The sequence below is a fragment of the Microbacterium sp. NPDC076895 genome (assembly GCF_040687115.1).
GTDB lineage: Bacteria > Actinomycetota > Actinomycetes > Actinomycetales > Microbacteriaceae > Microbacterium.
The window spans coordinates 126,977-145,331 of record NZ_JBFBMQ010000003.1 but is presented as its reverse complement, the minus strand read 5'-3'; the positions used below and the strand labels follow the sequence as shown (position 1 = coordinate 145,331).

General features: G+C 68.4%; 17 protein-coding genes. 7 read left to right on the top strand and 10 right to left on the bottom strand.

Going from position 1 to position 18,355, the window contains the following annotated elements; genetic code table 11:
* Nucleotides 1-26: 26 nt before the first annotated feature.
* The 3 genes from AB0O89_RS03935 to AB0O89_RS03925 are packed head-to-tail and all read left to right on the top strand — an operon-like array spanning nt 27 to nt 4,072.
* Nucleotides 27-914 carry a sugar ABC transporter permease gene (locus AB0O89_RS03935; protein ID WP_363494382.1) on the top strand — a complete coding sequence of 296 codons (888 nt, stop codon included), beginning with the start codon at nt 27-29 and terminating at the stop codon, nt 912-914.
* On the top strand, nt 911-1,789 hold the full coding sequence (locus tag AB0O89_RS03930; protein ID WP_363494380.1) for a carbohydrate ABC transporter permease: 879 nt from the start codon (nt 911-913) through the stop codon (nt 1,787-1,789). The genes AB0O89_RS03935 and AB0O89_RS03930 overlap by 4 nt, the downstream gene beginning before the upstream one ends.
* 45 nt (nt 1,790-1,834) lie before the next feature.
* Entirely contained in the window at nt 1,835-4,072 is a 2,238-nt protein-coding gene (locus AB0O89_RS03925) for a family 78 glycoside hydrolase catalytic domain (protein WP_363494378.1), read from the top strand.
* Nucleotides 4,073-4,081: 9 nt separating this feature from the next.
* Here the strand turns inward: AB0O89_RS03925 and AB0O89_RS03920 are convergent, their stop codons facing one another.
* On the bottom strand, nt 4,082-4,477 hold the full coding sequence (locus AB0O89_RS03920) for an ester cyclase (protein ID WP_363494376.1): 396 nt from the start codon (nt 4,475-4,477) through the stop codon (nt 4,082-4,084).
* A gap of 17 nt (nt 4,478-4,494) precedes the next feature.
* Nucleotides 4,495-5,283 (bottom strand): SDR family oxidoreductase, encoded by a 789-nt coding sequence (locus AB0O89_RS03915; RefSeq protein ID WP_363494374.1) that lies wholly within the window; start codon nt 5,281-5,283, stop codon nt 4,495-4,497.
* Nucleotides 5,284-5,339: 56 nt separating this feature from the next.
* Between AB0O89_RS03915 and AB0O89_RS03910 the strand changes: the two genes are divergently transcribed.
* Nucleotides 5,340-5,996 carry a TetR/AcrR family transcriptional regulator gene (locus tag AB0O89_RS03910; RefSeq protein ID WP_363494372.1) on the top strand — a complete coding sequence of 219 codons (657 nt, stop codon included), beginning with the start codon at nt 5,340-5,342 and terminating at the stop codon, nt 5,994-5,996.
* Nucleotides 5,997-6,112: 116 nt separating this feature from the next.
* Here the strand turns inward: AB0O89_RS03910 and purH are convergent, their stop codons facing one another.
* The 8 genes from purH to sucC form a co-directional block, all read right to left on the bottom strand.
* Entirely contained in the window at nt 6,113-7,720 is a 1,608-nt protein-coding gene (purH, locus tag AB0O89_RS03905; protein WP_363494370.1) for a bifunctional phosphoribosylaminoimidazolecarboxamide formyltransferase/IMP cyclohydrolase, read from the bottom strand.
* Nucleotides 7,721-7,791: 71 nt separating this feature from the next.
* Entirely contained in the window at nt 7,792-8,376 is a 585-nt protein-coding gene (gene purN, locus AB0O89_RS03900; protein WP_363494368.1) for a phosphoribosylglycinamide formyltransferase, read from the bottom strand.
* Nucleotides 8,377-8,380: 4 nt separating this feature from the next.
* The gene (locus AB0O89_RS03895) at nt 8,381-9,637 is read right to left on the bottom strand and encodes a DUF6350 family protein (RefSeq protein WP_363494366.1); all 1,257 of its coding nucleotides are present in this window, start codon (nt 9,635-9,637) and stop codon (nt 8,381-8,383) included.
* Between the two features lie 43 nt (nt 9,638-9,680).
* Entirely contained in the window at nt 9,681-11,270 is a 1,590-nt protein-coding gene (locus AB0O89_RS03890; protein WP_363494364.1) for a polysaccharide deacetylase family protein, read from the bottom strand.
* On the bottom strand, nt 11,267-11,848 hold the full coding sequence (locus AB0O89_RS03885) for a hypothetical protein (protein WP_363494362.1): 582 nt from the start codon (nt 11,846-11,848) through the stop codon (nt 11,267-11,269). Before AB0O89_RS03885 ends, AB0O89_RS03890 begins: the two co-directional genes overlap by 4 nt.
* A 131-nt stretch (nt 11,849-11,979) precedes the next feature.
* Nucleotides 11,980-12,414 (bottom strand): nitroreductase family deazaflavin-dependent oxidoreductase, encoded by a 435-nt coding sequence (locus AB0O89_RS03880; RefSeq protein WP_363494360.1) that lies wholly within the window; start codon nt 12,412-12,414, stop codon nt 11,980-11,982.
* Nucleotides 12,415-12,554: 140 nt separating this feature from the next.
* Complete coding sequence (sucD, locus tag AB0O89_RS03875) at nt 12,555-13,457, bottom strand: succinate--CoA ligase subunit alpha (RefSeq protein ID WP_341577772.1); 903 nt, start codon at nt 13,455-13,457, stop codon at nt 12,555-12,557.
* Nucleotides 13,458-13,484: 27 nt separating this feature from the next.
* Nucleotides 13,485-14,651, bottom strand: a complete 1,167-nt coding sequence (gene sucC, locus AB0O89_RS03870) for an ADP-forming succinate--CoA ligase subunit beta (RefSeq protein ID WP_341577771.1) — start codon at nt 14,649-14,651, stop codon at nt 13,485-13,487.
* A gap of 234 nt (nt 14,652-14,885) precedes the next feature.
* Here sucC and AB0O89_RS03865 point away from each other — a divergent pair, with 234 nt between their 5' ends.
* The 3 genes from AB0O89_RS03865 to AB0O89_RS03855 all read left to right on the top strand — a co-directional run bounded on the left by AB0O89_RS03865 (nt 14,886) and on the right by AB0O89_RS03855 (nt 18,320).
* Nucleotides 14,886-15,563, top strand: a complete 678-nt coding sequence (locus tag AB0O89_RS03865) for a TetR family transcriptional regulator (RefSeq protein WP_363494357.1) — start codon at nt 14,886-14,888, stop codon at nt 15,561-15,563.
* A gap of 55 nt (nt 15,564-15,618) precedes the next feature.
* Nucleotides 15,619-17,082, top strand: coding sequence for an NAD(P)/FAD-dependent oxidoreductase (locus tag AB0O89_RS03860; RefSeq protein WP_363494355.1), 1,464 nt, complete (start codon nt 15,619-15,621; stop codon nt 17,080-17,082).
* An 80-nt stretch (nt 17,083-17,162) separates the two neighbouring features.
* Nucleotides 17,163-18,320, top strand: a complete 1,158-nt coding sequence (locus AB0O89_RS03855; RefSeq protein ID WP_363494353.1) for an AI-2E family transporter — start codon at nt 17,163-17,165, stop codon at nt 18,318-18,320.
* The last annotated feature ends 35 nt before the right edge of the window (nt 18,321-18,355 follow it).

Here is an 18,355-nt window from a genome sequence, read left to right as displayed (position 1 = left end):
ACCGACCCACCCCAACCGAGGACGCCATGCCCGCGACACGCGCGCGCCGCAGCCGGAACGTGACGGCCTTGCTGCTGGCCCTGCCCACGCTCGTCATCTTTGCCGTGTTCTCGTGGTGGCCGATCATCCTCGGCGCCACGATGAGCGTGCAGAAGACGAACTTCGTGGGGCCTGCCGAATGGGTGGGCCTCAGCAACTTCGAGTACGTCCTCACCGACCCCCAGCTCGGCCAGGCGGTGGTGAACACCCTCTGGTTCGTCACCCTCGCCATCCTCTTCGGCTTCCCCCTCCCCCTCGCGCTGGCCGTCATCATCTCCACCGTGCGAACCCGCTGGCGCGGCGTCTATGCCGCCCTCGCGTATTTCCCCGTCATCGTTCCCCCGGTCGTCGCGATCCTGCTCTGGAAGTACGCGTACGACCCATCCGCGCACGGTCTGTTCAACTCGCTGCTCGCGCCGCTCGGGATCGGACCGCTCCCCTGGCTGAACTCGCCGGGCCTTGCGATGCCGTCGATCGTGCTGCAGGCCACGTGGGCTGCAGCAGGCACGAGCGTCCTCGTTTATCTCGCCGCTCTCACCGCCGTGCGTCCCGAACTGTATGAGGCAGCGATCCTCGACGGCGCAGGTGTCTGGTCTCGGGTGTGGCACGTGACCCTGCCGCAGATTCGCACGATGCTCCTGATCCTCCTGCTGCTCCAGCTGGTCGGGGCATCCCAGGTGTTCACCGAGCCGTTCCTCATGACCTCGGGTGGTCCGCAGAACGCGACACTCACCGTTCTCCTTCTGATGTACCGCTACGCGTTCGGGGGTTCCGCCGACTACGGCGCGGCGACCGCACTGGGACTGCTCCTTGCGATCGTGTTGGCGATCCTGTCCGCGATCTACCTGCGCGTCACCCGGAGGTGGCAGTCATGAGCGATTCGGGCCTGATCACTGCCTCCGAGCTCCGCCAACCCCACCGCCGGATCACCCTGAGGATCGTCCACATCCTGGTGCTCATCGGGATCGCGATCGCGGGCGTGGGTCCGCTGCTGTGGCTCGTGGCGGCATCCCTCAACACCACCGGCGAAGTACTCAGCGACCCGATCGGCGTCTTCGTCCGGATGACGCAGTGGCACAACTATGTGGATGCCTTCCAGAACGTCGATACCGCGCGACTCCTGGTCAACACCCTCGCGATCGCTGCCGGCACGGCCCTGCTGACGGTGATCGTCGCCCTGAGCGCCGGATATGTCATCGCGATCCTGCGGCCACGGTGGGCGCCGGTACTCGCGGCCGGGGTCCTCGCGACGATCTTCCTTCCGGCTGTGGTCTCCCTCGTGCCGCTGTACCTGACCACCGTCGACATGTTCGGCACCGGCCTCTCTCTCCAGAACACCTTCTGGGCAGTGTGGCTGCCCGCCGGCGCCAACGCGTTCGCCGTGCTCCTGGTCACCGGGTACCTCCGCAGCCTCCCCCGCGAACTCATCGAAGCTGCATCCATCGACGGCGCCGGGCCCGTGCGCACACTGTGGTCGATCGTGCTGCCACTGTCGCGGCCGATCCTGGGCGTCGTGGCCTTGCTCGCAGCTATCGGGGCGTGGAAGGACTATCTCTGGCCCTCGCTCGTGCTGACCAACCCCTCGATGCGACCGATCTCAGTCGCCCTCCCGATCATCGAACGCTCGACCGACCTGGCTACCTTCTTCGCCGTTCTCGTGGTCGCCTCGATCGTTCCGATCGTGCTGTTCCTCATCTTCCAGAAGCCGCTGCTGGCCAGCGCAGGAGCGACAGCGGGGTTGAAGGACTGACAGACCCCGCGCGGCGGGCGCACGGTTCAGGGACGAAAGGCAGGAATGAACGTTCTCCGCGACGCGCTGCTGCTCGAGGCTCCGGCGACGGTCAGCGGTGCTCCGCTGTTCGTCCGGCGAGTCAGTGTGCCGAGTGACCGCGGGGCGCTCACCGGAGCAACGCTCGCGGTGACAGCCGAAGGTCTGGTCGAGCCCGCGATCGACGGTGTGGCGGTGGGGGATGCCGTGCTCAGCCCCGGCTGGACGGCGTATCACTCGCGGCTCCGGGTCATCGAGCACGACGTCACCGCACGGCTCGTGCCGGGCGGTGAGCACGAGCTCACGCTCCTCGCGGGAAACGGCTGGTACTGCGGACGACTGGGCTGGATGGGGGCGCGCGGCGTGTACGGCGACCGACCCCGGGTCGCCGCCCTGCTGACCATGACCTTCGCCGACGGGAGCGAGGTGATCATCCGCACCGATGAGTCCTGGCACGCCGTCTGCTCGCCGGTCGTCGCCGACGACCTCTACGACGGCCAGTATCTGGATCTGGCCCGCGAGCGCGGTGCGGAGCATCCGGTTCTCGTCTCTGCACTGGAGACGGGGCGCCTGGTCGCCGCTCACGGGCCCGCGATCGTGCGGCACGAGAGCGTGACGCCTGTCACCGTCACCCCCACGCCGACGGGAACCCTGTTCGACTTCGGGCAGAACCTCGTGGGCTGGCTGCGGCTGCGTGTGCACGGGCCGCGCGGGCACCGGCTCGTGCTGACCCATGCCGAGGTGCTCGATGGTGGGGAGCTCGCCCGCCGCCCGCTTCGGTCGGCCCGCGCCGAAGACACCATCATCCTCAGCGGCGGGGATGACGAGATCGAGCCCACCCTCACCTTCCACGGCTTCCGCTACGCGCACATCGAGGGGTGGGCAGAAGTCACCGGTACCGTCGAGGCCGTCGTCGTCGGCAGCGACCTCCCCCGCACCGGCACGTTCGCGTGCTCGGATGCCGACCTCACCCGCTTTCACCGCAACGTCGTCTGGAGCCTGCGCGGCAACACCGTCGGCATCCCCACCGACTGCCCGCAGCGCGATGAGCGCCTGGGGTGGACGGGCGACATCGCCGTCTTCGCACCCGCAGCCTGCTACCTGTTCGAGATGACCGGGTTCCTGCGAGATTGGCTCGCTGATCTTCGCGCAGAACAGCAGGCGAACGACGGGCGGGTGCCCTACGTCGTGCCCGACGCCCTGCCCGGCTGGGCCGTCATCTCGGGTGAAGAACCGGAGTCGGTGGCGATCTGGAGCGATGCTGCGGTCTGGGTGCCGTGGGCGGTATGGGAGGCCAGCGGCGAGCTCGCGGTGCTGGCCGAGAGCTACCCGAGCATGTGCGCGCACCTCGACCGAGTCAGGTCGCGGCTTTCGCCGCGCGGGGTCTGGGAAGGCGACTTCCAGTTCGGCGACTGGCTCGACCCGACAGCTCCCCCCGAGAACCCGATCCAGGCCGTGTCCGATCCCGGAGTCATCGCCACCGAGGCGCTGCACCGCAGCATCCTGCTCACCGCCCGCACTGCCGACGCGCTGGGTCGGGGTGAGGAAGCCGAGGCCTGGCGCGCTGAGGCGGCACGGCTACGCCGGGCATTCGCGGATGCCTACCTCGATGCCGACTGTCGCATCCTGTCCGATGCCCCGGCCGTCTACGCCCTCGGGATCGTCAGCGGCATCCTCGAGGGGGACGCGGCGCAGGCCGCGGGCGACCGGCTCGCTGAGCTCGTGCGTGCCGCCGGTCACCGCGTGATTGCGGGCTTCGCGGGTGCGCCGTACCTGTGCGATGCGCTGACCCGTACTGGTCACCTCGACGATGCCTACGCACTGCTGCTCGGGCGGGACGAACCGTCGTGGCTCAGCCCTCTCGCCCGTGGGGCGACCACGGTGTGGGAGCGCTGGGACTCGCTGCGCGCCGACGGCACCGTGAATCCCGGCGAGATGACGAGCTTCAACCACTACGCGCTGGGGGCGGTCGCCGACTGGATGCATCGCACGGTGGTGGGTATCTCCCCGGCAGCTCCCGGCTATGCGCGGGTGCGCATCGACCCCCGGCCCGGCGGTGTTCTCACCTGGGCACGGGGGTCGGTGATGACACCGCACGGGCTCGTCGCGGCGCACTGGCAGCAGGATGCCGCGGGCAGCGTCAGAGTCACCTACTGCGCTCCCGACGAGGTCGAGGTCGAACTCGGTCCCGCGGCTACCGGGGCACAGCGTGTCGATGCGTCAACATTCGCTGGCATCGTTGCTGCTGACGCCGCACTCGTGTAGCTCGCAGCGTCAGGTGAGCTGGGCCACAACCGAACCGGCATCCAGGAACACGCGCTCGCCCACGACCCTGCCGGCGTCATCGAAACTCACGACAGCCACCATCTCCAGCGCCATGGTGCGGCCGCTCGGCGCAAACCCGGCGTACTCGCCATCGTGTGTCCCGTCGAAGCGCACCAGGATGGCGCCGGTGTCACCTTCCTGTCCGAGAGGGGTGATCGTGGCACGCAAGTCACTGAACCCCGCGAACAGGGCCTCCTCGCGCACGCGAAGAGCCGCGAGTCCCTGTTGTGGCCCCGTGAGAACGGAGTCGTAGTCCGCAGGCTCGGCCCACAACGCGACGACAGCGTCCGGGTCGTGGGTGTTGACGGCTTTGGCGGCTCGCACAGCGAAGTCGTGGATGTACATCGGGATCTCCTTCGATCTCAGGGGGTGGTGGGACGAACTGAACGCTCGGCGAGGTTGATTGCCACGCGCTCGGGAAGACGGGGGGCAAGCCACGAGACGAGTGCGTTGCCGCGACCGTCGACGACAGAGGGGCGCCCTGCCCGCAGGGCACGCAGGGCGGTGTCGACAACCTGCTCGGGCGTACGGCGGCTACCGACGGATGCCGCGTCGCCGGCGGTGTCGAAGAAAGCGGTGTCGGTGGCGCCCGGGCATACCGCCAGCACGTCGACCCCGGTTCCGCGCACCTCCCGCCACAGGGCACGGGTGAAGGTGAGGACGTAGGCCTTGGATGCCGAGTAGACAGCCATGTGCGGCACAGGCTGGAAGCCCGCGGTGCTGGCAACGTTGACGATCGCGCCGCGTCCGCGCTCGATCATCGGCGGCAGCAGCAGCGCAGTGAGGGTCGTGAGGGCCGTGACATTCACCGCGATCTGGGTCGTCGCAGCGGCCAGGGGTGCCGTCCCGAGATCACCATGGATTCCCAAGCCAGCGTTGTTGATCAGCGCGTCCACCGCGATGCCCCGCTCCGCCACCTTCTCGGCGAGGGCGCGACCGGCATCAGGTCCGTCCAGATCGTGAGCGATGACGCTCACACGCACGCTGTGGCGCCGCTCGAGGTCACCTGCCAGCTGCATCAGCACGCCCTCGCGACGCGCGACCAGCACGAGGTCTCCGCCCGCGGCGGCAATGCGCTGGGCAAAGGCACGACCGATACCCGACGAGGCGCCTGTGATCAGTGTCGTCGATCCCGACTCGAGAGTACGCATCATTCTCCTTATTAAACCGACTGGCCGGTCTATTATGATGCGACTATAGTGCAGGAGTGGCAACGCGTCTAGCAGAGGGTGAGAAGGCGCCGGCGGCACGGCGTGCCGGACGACCCCCGGGCCCGACGGCTCAGGGGGAGGCATCCCGCGCGCAGCTGATCGACGCGGCTGCTGCAGTGTTCGCTCGGCTCGGCTACGACCGGGCACGCATGTCCGACATCGTGCAGGCGAGCGGCCTATCCAAGGGCGCGGTGTACTTCTACTTCGACAGCAAGGAGTCGCTCGCTGTCGCTGTCCTGGCTTCTCGGCAGGAGAAGTGGATCACCGGCGTCGCCCAGATCCTTGACGCAGCGCAACCCGGCCTCCCCCGGCTGCGCGCCCTCCTTCCGGCGATGCTGACGCTGCATCGGCAGGACCCCGACGCCTGGGTCATCTCACGCCTCAGCCAGACCCTTGCCGAAGACGACGCCACCCGCGAGGTGGCAACGGCGAGCATGCGGCGGTGGATTGATCTGGTCGCGGAAGTGATTTCGAGCGCTGACCCACCCGCGGGGGTGGACCCGAAAGACCTTGCCCGCGTCGTCGTCGGAGCGTTCGACGGCCTGAAGGCCCTCATCAACATCGTGGGCGAGGATGCGGCATCCGTTCAGGAGGAGCTTGCTCGCGCAGGCGCGCTCCTGGAACGCATGCTGATCGCGACGATCTCACGCTGAGCCGCGCGGGGTCTAGCGCGGCAGCGGACCGAACGCAGGATGATCGGCCTTCACGCCGCGTCCAGTCGACTCGACCGGCGCTGATCCTGCAATCGGTCCGCCCCGCGCGGCGCGACTCAGTGGAAGAAGTGGCGCTCGCGCGTGAAGAACATCGTGACGCCCGCGTCGCGCGCGGCCTTCACGACCTCCTCATCGCGGACTGACCCTCCCGGCTGCACGATCGCCGACACCCCGGCATCGATGAGCACCTGCGGTCCGTCGGCGAACGGGAAGAAGGCATCGGATGCGGCGACCGCACCCTGCACGCGATCCCCGGCGCGCTCGACCGCGAGGCGGCACGAGTCGACCCGGTTCACCTGGCCCATGCCGATACCGACCGTCGCCGAATCCTTCGCGAGAACGATCGCGTTGGACTTCACGGCACGGCAGGTCTTCCACGCGAAGATGAGGTTCGTCATCGCGTCGGCATCCGGACGTTCACCCGAGACGAGCTCCCAATCGGTGGCGACGGACTCGATGTCGTCGGGGAAACGGTCGGCATCCTGCAGAAGGAGCCCGCCCGAGATGAGCCGCACATCCATCGGCTCCTGCTTCCAGTCATCGGGAAGCTTCAGCACGCGCAGGTTGTTCTTGAGGCGGAAGACCTCCAGAGCCTCCGGCTCGAAGTCCGGCGCGACGATCACCTCGGTGAAGATGTCGCGAAGGTTCTCGGCCATCTTCAGGGTCACCTTGCGGTTGGCGGCGATCACGCCACCGAAGGCAGAGACCGGGTCGCAGGCGTGGGCGCGCAGGTGTGCGCTGGCGATCGGGTCCAGCGCGTTCGGCGCCGACACCGCGATGCCGCAGGGGTTCGCGTGCTTGATGATCGCCACGGCGGGCTTGACCAGGTCGAAAGCGGCACGCAGGGCCGCGTCAGCATCGACGTAGTTGTTGTACGACATCTCCTTGCCCTGCAGCTGGGTCGCCTGGGCGATACCGTGGCCACCCGTGCGGGTGTAGATCGCGGCGCGCTGGTGCATGTTCTCGCCGTAACGCAGGGTCGACATCCGCTCGGCGCGAATCGTCAGATGCGAGGGAAGCTCGACATCCTCGCCCAGCGTCTCGTCAGCGAACCAGGTGGCGACTGCCCGGTCGTACTCGGCGGTGTGCGCGAAGGCGCGCGCGGCGAGCTCGCGACGCTGGGCGAGAGAGGTGCCGCCCGCGCGGATGGCTTCGATCACCGAACCGTAGGACTCCGGCGAGACAACGATGGCGACGTTCGCGTAGTTCTTCGCCGACGCCCGAACCATAGCGGGACCGCCGATGTCGATCTGCTCGACGACATCGTCGCCCTGCGCGCCAGAGGCGACAGTCTCGACGAAGGGGTAGAGGTTCACCACGACCAGTTCGAAGGGCTGGATGCCGAGATCGGCGAGCTGGTTCTCGTGGTGCGCGAGGCGAAGGTCAGCAAGAAGCCCCGCGTGCACGGCGGGGTGCAGAGTCTTGACGCGCCCATCAAGCGACTCGGGGAAGCCCGTCACGGCGGCGACATCGGTGACGGCGAAACCGGCATCCCGGATGGTTGCAGCCGTCGACCCCGTCGAGACGATCTCGGCACCTGCCTCGGCAAGCGCCGCGGCGAGGTTCAGGAGATCGGTCTTGTCGCTGACCGAGACCAGCGCCCGCCGGACGGGTACGACGTCGCGGTCGCGGTACAGGGACGGGTCGTGACTAGGGCCTGCCATCGGGTCTCCTTGCTGTCGGGTAGTCATCGGCCGCGCGTGCTGCGTCGTCGCGGACCTGGCCAGAGGAAAAGTCAGGGGGATGAGAGGTCGATCTCGCCCGTTGCGATGCGCCTCACGACGTCGATCAGGAGTCGGCGTTCGACCGGCTTGATCCTCTCATGAAGGCTCGCCTCGTCGTCGCCGGGAAGCACCGCGATGCGCTCCTGCGCGAGGATGGGTCCGGTATCGACCCCGGCGTCGACGACGATGACACTCGCACCGGTTTGGGAGGCCCCGGCAGCCAGCGCGTCTCGGACGCCGTGGGCACCGGGGAACTCGGGAAGATACGCCGGGTGGGTGTTGATGATCCGCGGCGCCCAGGGTTTGAGGACCGGCGCCGGGAGCAACCGCATCAGGCCGCTGAGAACGATTAGGTCGGGCTGCCACACGGCGAGCTGGTCGCGAAGCGCCTCACCCCAGGCCTCCCGGCTCGCATACTCGGCGTAGGGAACGAAGAACCACGGGATGCCGAAGGCTTCGGCGTGCGCGAGGCCCTCGGCTTCGCGGTCGGCACCGACGACGACGATCCGCGCCGGATAGTCGGGCTCGTTCGCCGCTTCGAGCAGCGCCCGAAGGTTGGATCCGGCGCCGGAGATGAGAACGGCGACGGTGAGCACCGACTCAGTCTACCGAGGGCTCCAGGAGCGCCGTGGGCACTGCCTCGATGGCGCCATCCTCACGGGCTCGGCGTCGGGGCGAGAGCAACAGGATGCCGGCACCGACGCCGACCTCGATGCCGATGGCCAGCGCAACGGGGCCGGGCTCCGGTCCCAGCTGCGCGAGCGTCCCCGGCCCGAGCGATCCGGAAGCGAGCGCGGCCAGCAGCGCGGCTGAACCAGCCGCGACAACCGCGATCCCGAGCGTCACGACGATACGGGCGGGAATGCGCTCGGCATCCGCGGCGAAGAACGACCGGGCAACCCACCCGGCGAAGGCACCGACCGCGACGGGCAGGAGCGCGAGCAGCAGCAGCCACGGCGAGGTCGACTCGGGGAGGGCACCCATGAGCGGCAGACCGGGCAGGACGCCGGTTGTGGTTCCGGATGCCGCCACTGTCGACCCCGCCCCGAGAGAAACACCGGGGCCGGCGACGAACGCCAGGGCCCACACGACGAGCGTGGGAAGGTAGAGAAGCTGACCGAGGGTCAGCAGCACCGCGCCCAGGACGTCAACATGGGACGCCTCGTAGAGGCCGACGATCTGCGAGCCACGCGCGAAGATCGCGACAGCGGTGACGAGCGCCGCGACGCCGACGAGGCCGACGACGGCGATCGCCCCCGCGCGCGCGATGACCGTCGGGGTGAGTGCCCAGTCCTCGGGCAGGTCTTCGGTCCGTTCCCGCAGCGCCGCAATGACGCCACGGTCGGCATCCTGCCATTCGCCGACGAGAGCGCCGAGCAGCGCGGGGATGCCGAAGATGAGGGCCGGAAAGAGGATCGCTTCCGTGAGCGAGGTGTTCGCGACGGGGTTACCCGCGGTCAGCGCGACACCAGTGGCTGCAGCGGCGAAGACCGCGGTCCCCGCGAGCGCGCCGGTGAACGCCGCTCCCGAGCGCGACGCACGGCGACCGGAGCGTGCCGCCGAGATGGCAGTGAACCCCGCGAAGCCCAGCGGGGCGAGCGAGAGCACGAAGGATGCTGCGCCTGGATCGATGCCGGCAGTTGCCAGGTAGTCGGCGGGAAGCGTGATCTCTAGCGGGACGATGTGCCCCAGTTGCCAGACGCTCGCGGCCGTGGGCCAGAGCGCGTCCCACGGCGCGAGGCCACCGAACTCCACGACCCACAGCAGCGTCGCTGGTGCGAGCACGACGACGAGGCCCGCGGCGACGGTGACGAGCGCGTCGAAGGCCGCGAGAAGGAAGACGATGACCCGGTTCATGCGGGTTCGACCTTACCCATCGCCAGGCCGCTGACCGGTCGACTCACCGGGCGCTGCGCCACGCTCCCGATTTCGGAACTGAGCCCTGGAACAGTTCGCTGATCGTTGCCATCGTGAAACCACGATCGAGAAGCCCGTCGCAGATGGCTCCGACGGTGCGCGCCGTGTTCCCGTGGATGTCGTGCTGCAGCACGATAGAGCCAGGCTTCGATCGTGTCACGACCCGCTCGACCAGGACGTCGTCGGCCGGGCCTTCCCAGTCCTCGGTGTCGACATCCCAGAGGATCGCGGGCATCTGCGCGACCGCGAGCACCCGCGCGTTGTAGTCGCCATAGGGGGGTCGGAACATCGTGATCTTCTGGCCGGATGCCGCCTCGAGCGCGGCTGTCGTGTCGCGCAACTGGGATGCGATCTGCCCATCAGTCAGCTTCGTGAGCGACGGATGGTTCCAACTGTGGTTTCCGATGAGGTGTCCCTCGGCCACCATCCGCTGCAGGGTGGTGGCGTACTTGTTGGCCTTCTCACCCATCGCGAAGAACGTCGCACTGGCTCGGTGCGCCGCGAGGGCATCCAGCATGCTCGCAGTGAGATCGCTCGGACCGTCGTCGTAGGTGAGCGCCACACAGGGTGTCAGCGAACAGTCGACGGGCACGTCCCCGGGGCGCGTCACACTCGGCCCCGAGTATGGCTGACCGGCCGAGGCGAGCAGGCGTCGTCCGAAGTCGGTGAGCAGGGGCTCAGCGACCGCCGCAGGCACGAGGACCGTACGTGCAGCATCGGTCGGCGGGATGCCGAGCGCCGCGAGCCCATCGGTGGTGAAGCCAGCGGGGATCGTGAACTGCATGCCTCCCGCAGCCGCGGGGATCGTCGTCGCGAAGGCCCCAGCGAGGCGCTCCGCTGCCGACGGGTCGGCCACGGGAGCCAGCGAGAGGGAGCCAGCGGCACGGCGCAAGCCGTCAACAACCTCCGCAGCGAGCGTTCCGACGGCCTCCGGCGTCCACAGCTGGGATCCGGACGCCACATCGCCCACTGCCGCGTCACCGAAGAGGGTCTCGGCGGTGTCGGCTGTGACGGCATCCGCGTTCGACATCACCGTGCGTAGTCGCTCACCGAACAGGGTTCCCGCCGCCCACACGACATCACACACGACGGTAGCTGCACCGCCGCCTACGACGGGCCCGGCCACAGCTGGATCCACCAGCAACTGTGCGGCCGGGGTCGTGGTGGAGCCGGGAGTGCAGGTCCGGTCGTTCAAGCCTGCACCGACGTCTCCGGCCTGAGGCCGATATGTCGCGCCGGTCGCGTCTTGCCGGGCGGCGATGGCGGCACGGATGTAGCCCTTCACCGCGTCATTGAAGGCGGGGACCTGCGGCAGAAGCAGGTAGCGGGCCTGGATGCCGATACCGTCCTGGCGGATGCGCTCGGGTGAAACGTTGGATGCGAGCGGCTGCCCGGGTTCCGCGCTCAGCGGCGGCGTCTCGCCCGCTATGACGGTCAGACTCGTCGTCGGCCACGCCGGCGGGTTCCAGTTCTCGTCGACGGCCGGGGCGCAGCCGGAGGCGACGACGGATGCCGCTACGACAACGGCCGCGACGGCCAGGGCACGCGCAGAACGCGGGGCCGAGGGGCTCACGGCTGCACCCCCTCGACCACCGACGCCATCGCCGCGCGGTAGCGCTCGAGGTCGTCGCTCGAGGCGACGAAGACGACGGAACCGCCCGCGACCGGCCCCACCGCAGCGACCAGGTCAGGCACGGCAGTCGCGCCCGCCTCGCTCGACCCCGACGGGGACCCGTGCGCGACGGTCAGCCCCGATGCCAAGGTCTCGACCATGGGAGCTGCCACGCCGGCATCCGTCGCTGCCTGGGTGGCGTCGGCGGCGCTGAGTGAGGCATCCACGATCAGCCCGCGGTCGGGTGTCACGATGCGCGCGTGCGAGTCATCCGGTCGGGTGATCAGCCAGCCCTCGGGCACGATGACGGTCACGGGAGCCGATTCCGGACCGAGCACGAGGGGCTCTGCCGCGGTTGCCACCCGGGTCTGCAGGTTCGCGATGGCCGGCGGCACCGTGATGACTCCGATCACCGTGACGAAGGCCAGCAGTCCGACCCCTCCGATCGCCGCCAGCGTCCAGACCCACCAGGGGGTGGGGCGATGTCGCGACGATGCGATGGTGCGGCGCGTCAATGTGTCTTGCGCAGTGTCGTTCATGCTGGCTCCGGGCGCACGGACGGCGCTGAACGTATTGTGCCGTGCTTAGAGGTCCGAAACCTGACGGCAGGGCCGGAAAAACTCGTTGATCGCGGCGGATTCTCAGCCTGCGTCGCGCGGAGCGCGGGGCCTTATGCGGGATCGAGCACGAAGACAGCGATGAGCCGGTCGGTCTTCTTCTGGTACTCGGCGTAGTCGGGCCACACCTCGACGGCACGCTCCCACCACTGGTCGCGCTCTTCACCCTCGACTTCGCGCGCGAGGTAATCACGCTTGGTGGCGCCATCCTGCAATTCGACTGTCGCGTTCTTGCGCATGTTGCCCGCCCACTTGGGTTCGTCGGGCGCGCCGCCCTTCGAGGCGATCACGGCATAGCTTCCGCCGTGTTCGACGCGCATGAGGGCGGTCTTGCGTAGCCCTCCGGTCTTCGCGCCGAGCGTCGTCAGGACGATGACGGGCTTGCCTCGCAGCACCGATCCCTCGGCGCCGCCGGTGGCTTCGTAGGTCTCGGCCTGGGTGCGGGCCCACTCCGATGTGGACGGCTTGTACTCTCCGGTCAGTGGCATGCCCTCAGGCTAACGCCCGCGCGTGTCCGCGCGCAGCCACACGCGAGACCGCGCACTGACGGCGAAACACCCTCCGCGCACCGAGACACCCTCTGTCGCGCGGTGTCTCGCGCGACAGAGGGTGTCTCGGTGAGTGAGCGTCAGAGCTGCTCGATGATCTCGCGCATCAGGGCGGCGGTCTCGGACGGCGTCTTGCCGACCTTCACGCCCGCAGCCTCGAGGGCTTCCTTCTTGGCCTGGGCCGTGCCCGCAGAGCCTGACACGATCGCGCCGGCGTGGCCCATGGTCTTGCCCTCGGGAGCCGTGAAGCCTGCGACGTAGCCGACGACCGGCTTGGTCACGTTCGCCTGGATGAAGGCAGCGGCGCGCTCTTCGGCGTCGCCACCGATCTCGCCGATCATGACGATCGCCTTGGTCTCGGGGTCGGCTTCGAACGCGGCGAGCGCGTCGATGTGGGTGGTCCCGATGATCGGGTCACCGCCGATGCCGATCGCGGTCGAGAAGCCGAGGTCGCGCAGCTCGAACATCATCTGGTACGTGAGAGTTCCCGACTTCGAGACGAGGCCGATGGGGCCCTTGCCGGTGATGTTGGCGGGGGTGATCCCCACAAGCGACTCACCGGGGGTGATGATGCCGGGGCAGTTCGGGCCGATGATGCGCGTCTTGTTGCCCTTGGACTGCGTGTAGGCCCAGGCCTCGGCGGTGTCACCGACGGGAACGCCTTCGGTGATCACCACGAGCAGCGGGATCTCGGCGTCGATGGCCTCGATCATGGCATCCTTCGTGAAAGCGGGAGGCACGAAGGCGATCGACACGTCGGCGCCGGTCTTCTCCATAGCTTCGGCGACGGATGCGAAAACGGGCAGCTCGACGGCGTTGCCGTCCTTGTCGGTGTGCGAGACGGTCGTCCCGGCCTTGCGGGCGTTCACCCCGCCGACGACCTGGGTGCCGGCCTTGAGCATGAGAGCGGTGTGCTTCGTGCCCTCACCGCCGGTGATGCCCTGGACGATGACCTTGGAGTCCTTGTTGAGGTAGATCGACATGTCAGAAGTCCTTATCCGGTTTCGCGATCAGGCGGCGGCCAGCTCGGCTGCCTTGTCAGCGCCCTCGTCCATACCGGCGGCGAGGGTGACCAGCGGGTGGTTCGCGGCGGCGAGGATCGCGCGACCCTCTTCCACCTGGTTGCCATCGAGGCGCACCACGAGCGGCTTGGTGGCGGTGTCTCCGAGGATCTCGAGAGCCTTGACGATGCCGTCGGCAACCGCAACGCACGAGGTGATGCCGCCGAAGACGTTGACGAACACGCTCTTGACCTGCGGGTCGCCGAGGATGACATCCAGGCCAGCGGCCATGACCGTCGCCGAGGCGCCACCGCCGATGTCGAGGAAGTTCGCGGGCTTGACCCCGCCGTGGTTCTCGCCGGCGTAGGCGACGACGTCGAGAGTCGACATGACCAGGCCCGCGCCGTTGCCGATGATGCCCACTTCGCCGTCAAGCTTGACGTAGTTCAGGCCCGACTCCTTCGCCTTGGCCTCGAGCGGGTCGGCAGCACCCTTGTCTTCGAGCTCTTCGTGCTCGGGGTGGCGCACCTCGCTCGCGTTGTCGTCGAGCGTGACCTTGCCGTCGAGAGCAATGATGTTGCCGTTGCCATCGAGGATCAGCGGGTTGACCTCGACGAGGGTTGCGCCCTCGCCGGTGTAGACGTCGTAGAGCTTGACGAAGGCATCCGCGACCTTGTCGACCAGCTCAGCTGGGAACTTCGCAGCGGTAGCGATCTCGACAGCCTTGTCTTTGTCGATACCGGTCAGCGGGTTCACCTCGACGCGGGCCAGCGCCTCGGGCTTCTCGACGGCGAGCTGCTCGATCTCCATGCCGCCTTCGACGGAGCACAGCGACAGGTACGAACGGTTGGAGCGGTCAAGCAGCACGGAGAAGTAGAACTCCTGCTCGATGGATGCGCCGGCGGCGACCATGACGCGCTGCACGACGTGACCCTTGATGTCGAGGCCCAGAATGGCCTTCGCAGCCTCGTACGCCTCGTCGGCGTTCTTCGCGACCTTCACGCCGCCGGCCTTGCCGCGGCCTCCAGTCTTGACCTGAGCCTTGACGACGACGACACCGCCGATCTTCTCCGCAGCCGCCTTCGCCTCCTCAGGAGTGTCGGCGATGATGCCGGGGAGCACCGGCACCCCGTATTTCTCGAATAGGTCTCGTGCCTGGTACTCGTACAGATCCACGCTGGTGTCCTCCGCTGCGGCGTCGGGTGGGTGAGGGAATGTCTCGATGTCGAGATAGTTCGACCAAGTAGTCAGCCTACTACCCGGCACTGAACGGTTCCGAACGCGTATACCCCGCTGGGCCCAGAGGGACGTCCGGCTGTGATACTTCGGCGCAGGCCCTCCGTCGTATCGACTGGTGCTCTCCAGAGGCGACCGGGGAGGTTGAGGTTCTTGCGGCGGTAGGCTCACGGCATGTCCGACACCACCGCCGCCACGTCGTCGTCGCGGACCGCGGTCGTCGCCGTCGCGCTCGACCTGTTCGATCGGAACGGCTTCGACGCGACATCCGTTGAGCAGATCGCCCAGGCTGCCGGCAGCTCCCGATCAACCTTCTTCCGTCAGTTCGGCGGTAAGGACGACGTCGTGTTCGCCGATCACGAGCTCCTTCTCGCGCGACTGCGTGAGAACCTGTCGCAGCCTCACGAGAACCCCTGGGTCGCGGTGTGCGATGCGGCAGTCACCGTGTTCGAACACTTCGCCGCCGACCCCGAGCTGGCGCGGCGACGCTACTCCGTGGTGCGGAAGGTTCCTGCGCTGCGCGAGCGCGAGATCGTCACGGTGTTCCGCTACGAGCGACTCTTCGATGAGTACCTCCGCGGCGCACTCCCGGGACTTGATCCGATCGATGCGGTCGGCTTCGCGGCATCCGTCGCTGCCGTTCACAACCACGTGCTGCGCCAACTACTGCGCGACCGGGAACCCGTGCCCGTGTCGGTGTTGCGGGCCGCCCTCGATGACCTCATGCGCAAGTTCGGCGTTCACCCCGACCCCCAGCATCCCGATCCCGACGACGTCGTGGTTGCTGTATTCCCCAAGCGGATGCCGCTGGCCGAGGTCACTCGTCGCCTGCGCACCTCGCTCGACCTCTGACCGGGGCGCGCCGGATGCCGGGGCGCGCCGGATGCCGGGGTGGCAGACTGACGGCATGGCGGCACACGCAACGGTCGTGGGCAGCGGACCGAACGGACTGACCGCCGCGGCGACACTCGCGCGGGCGGGACTGCGGGTGCGGGTCCTCGAAGCAGCCGACACGATCGGCGGTGGACTGCGAACCGAAGCGCTGACCCTCCCCGGATTTCGTCACGACGTCTGCTCGGCCGTGCACCCCGCTGCGCTGACCTCTCCGGTGTTCCGGGCGCTCGGGCTGGATCGGGACGTGTCGTGGTTGATCCCTGAGGCATCCTTTGCGCATCCGCTCGATCGGGGGCCCGCGGCCATCGCCTGGCGCGACATCGACCGCACAGCACACGACCTCGGCCCCGATGGACGCGCCTGGCTCGCGACGATGCGGCCGCTCGCACGCCACATCGACGAGCTCGTGTCATTCACGGGCGACCAGCTGATACGGATGCCGCGGCATCCGGTCACGGCGGCGCGCTACAGCTTCCGTGTGCTCGAGCAGGGCACGCGCCTCGCCGCTCGGAGTTTCCGTACGCCGCGAGCTGCGGCACTGCTGGCAGGAGCCATGGCTCACGCGAACACCTGGATGCCGTCCCTGGCGTCGGCAGCAGCGGGTCTGTTGCTCACGGCGCAGGCCCACGCCGGCGGGTGGCCCGTTCCGGGCGGAGGCGCCCAGACGATCGCCGAGGCCCTCGCCGCCGACATCCGCGCACACGGCGGCGTGATCGAGACCGGCACGCGCGTCACCTCCCTCGACGACCTGGACTGGGGCGATCCGGCGGCGGGTGATCTGCTGATTCTCGACACCTCTCCGCGGCTGCTTCTGACGGCATCCGCGTTGCCGACCGCGTACGCGAGGGCAGTCAGTCATTACCGGTACGGACCCGGCGTCATGAAGGTGGATGTCGCACTTGCGGGGCCCGTCCCCTGGCGCGACCCGGACGTGGGTCGCGCGCCGACGGTGCACCTGGGCGGGACTCGCGAGGAGATCATCGCCGCCGAACAGGATGTCGCACGCGGCCGGATCCCCGCGAACCCCTACGTGCTCGCGGTGCAGCCATCGGTGATCGACCCGACCCGCGCTCCCGCGGGCAAGGCCGTGCTGTGGGCGTACACGCACGTTCCGCTCGGATCGACGACGGATGCCACGGCTGCCGTTCTCGCACAGGTCGAGCGCTTCGCGCCGGGCGTGCGGGATCTGATCCTCGCGGTGCACTCGACGACAGCGGCGGCCCGCGTGCGAACCAACCCTACGGAGATCGGGGGCGACATCTCCGGGGGCGCATTCACGATGACGCAGGCAATCCGCAGACCCGTCGTTTCGCGGCATCCGTGGCGAACACCGTTGCCGGGTGTGTATCTCGCGTCGGCTTCGACTCCGCCCGGGCCCGGCGTCCACGGGATGAGCGGGTGGCACGCCGCGCGCGCGGCGCTCAGTGACGGGGCTGGCGTGCCGATCACGCTCGATGACGTGTTCGGCGACGCATAGCCGACGCGTCGCACTGCCCCAAGCGTGGCGGTGCCGTCAAGACCGTGCCCGCTGGCGCATTCAACAGCTACGGTCGTGCCATGGGATTGTTCGGCTTCGGCTCGTCCAAAGACAGCAACAGGGCGCTTGCGGTACCGGATGACGGCATCGTGCCGCCCCGCAAGCTCTGGGGCGACAAGTTCGGTGTGCTCGCGACGCGAGGCCTGCAGATCATCGTGGTGGTCGCCCTGGCGGCAGGTGTCATCGGGGGACTTCAGCAGATCACGCTCGTGGTCATCCCGGTGCTGCTCGCGTTGATCTTCGCGTCAGCGTTCGCTCCGGTGATGAGTTGGATGCGCCGTCGCGGCGTTCCCTCGATCCTCGCGACCCTCATCGCCCTTCTTGCCATCGTGCTGATTCTCGGGGGCATCGGCTGGCTCATCGTCTGGGCGGTGCGCGACCAGTGGGATTCGCTCTATAGCCAGGCCGAAGCCGGCGCGCAGCAGCTCTGGCAGTGGGTACAGTCGCTGCCGTTCGGAATCGACCAGCAGCAGATCGACCAGTGGATCGCCTCGATTCAGGACTTCATTACGAGCGCGCAGTTCGGCTCTGGCGCGATCGCCGGCGTGAGTATCGTCGCGAACTTCGCGACGGGCTTCGTGCTGCTGGTCGTCGTGCTGTTCTTCTTCCTGAAGGACGGCCCGAGGATGTGGGAGTTCCTGCTGCGCCCCTTCCGCGGCTCGGCCGAAGCCCGCGCGCGCCGCATCGGCGACAAGACGGTAACAACCCTCGGCGCGTACGTGCGCGGCACGGCATCGGTAGCCTTCGTCGACGCGGTCGGAATCGGCATCGGCCTCTGGATTCTCGGCGTCCCGCTCGCCCTCCCCCTGGCCGTCCTCGTGTTCCTCCTGGCCTTCATTCCGATCGTCGGGGCGACCCTGGCCGGCATCCTCGCGGCGCTGGTCGCGCTGGTCTCGAACGGACTGGTGAACGCCCTGTTCGTCGTGGGAGTCGTGGTGCTGGTCAACCAGCTCGAGGGCAACTTCCTGCAACCGGTGCTGATGGGCCGCTCGATGAAGCTGCACTCGTTCGTCATCCTGATCGCCCTGACGGTCGGCACGGTACTCGGCGGTATCGTCGGCGCGGTGCTCGCGGTGCCGATCACGGCGGTGGCGTGGGGCATCGTGCAGGTCTGGGACGGACCCAACACGCCAGCCCGGTGGGCACGGCGCAAGAGCACCGAATCGGCACCGTCCTGACGCCGGGGCTCGACAGCGACCCCCAACAGACAGGA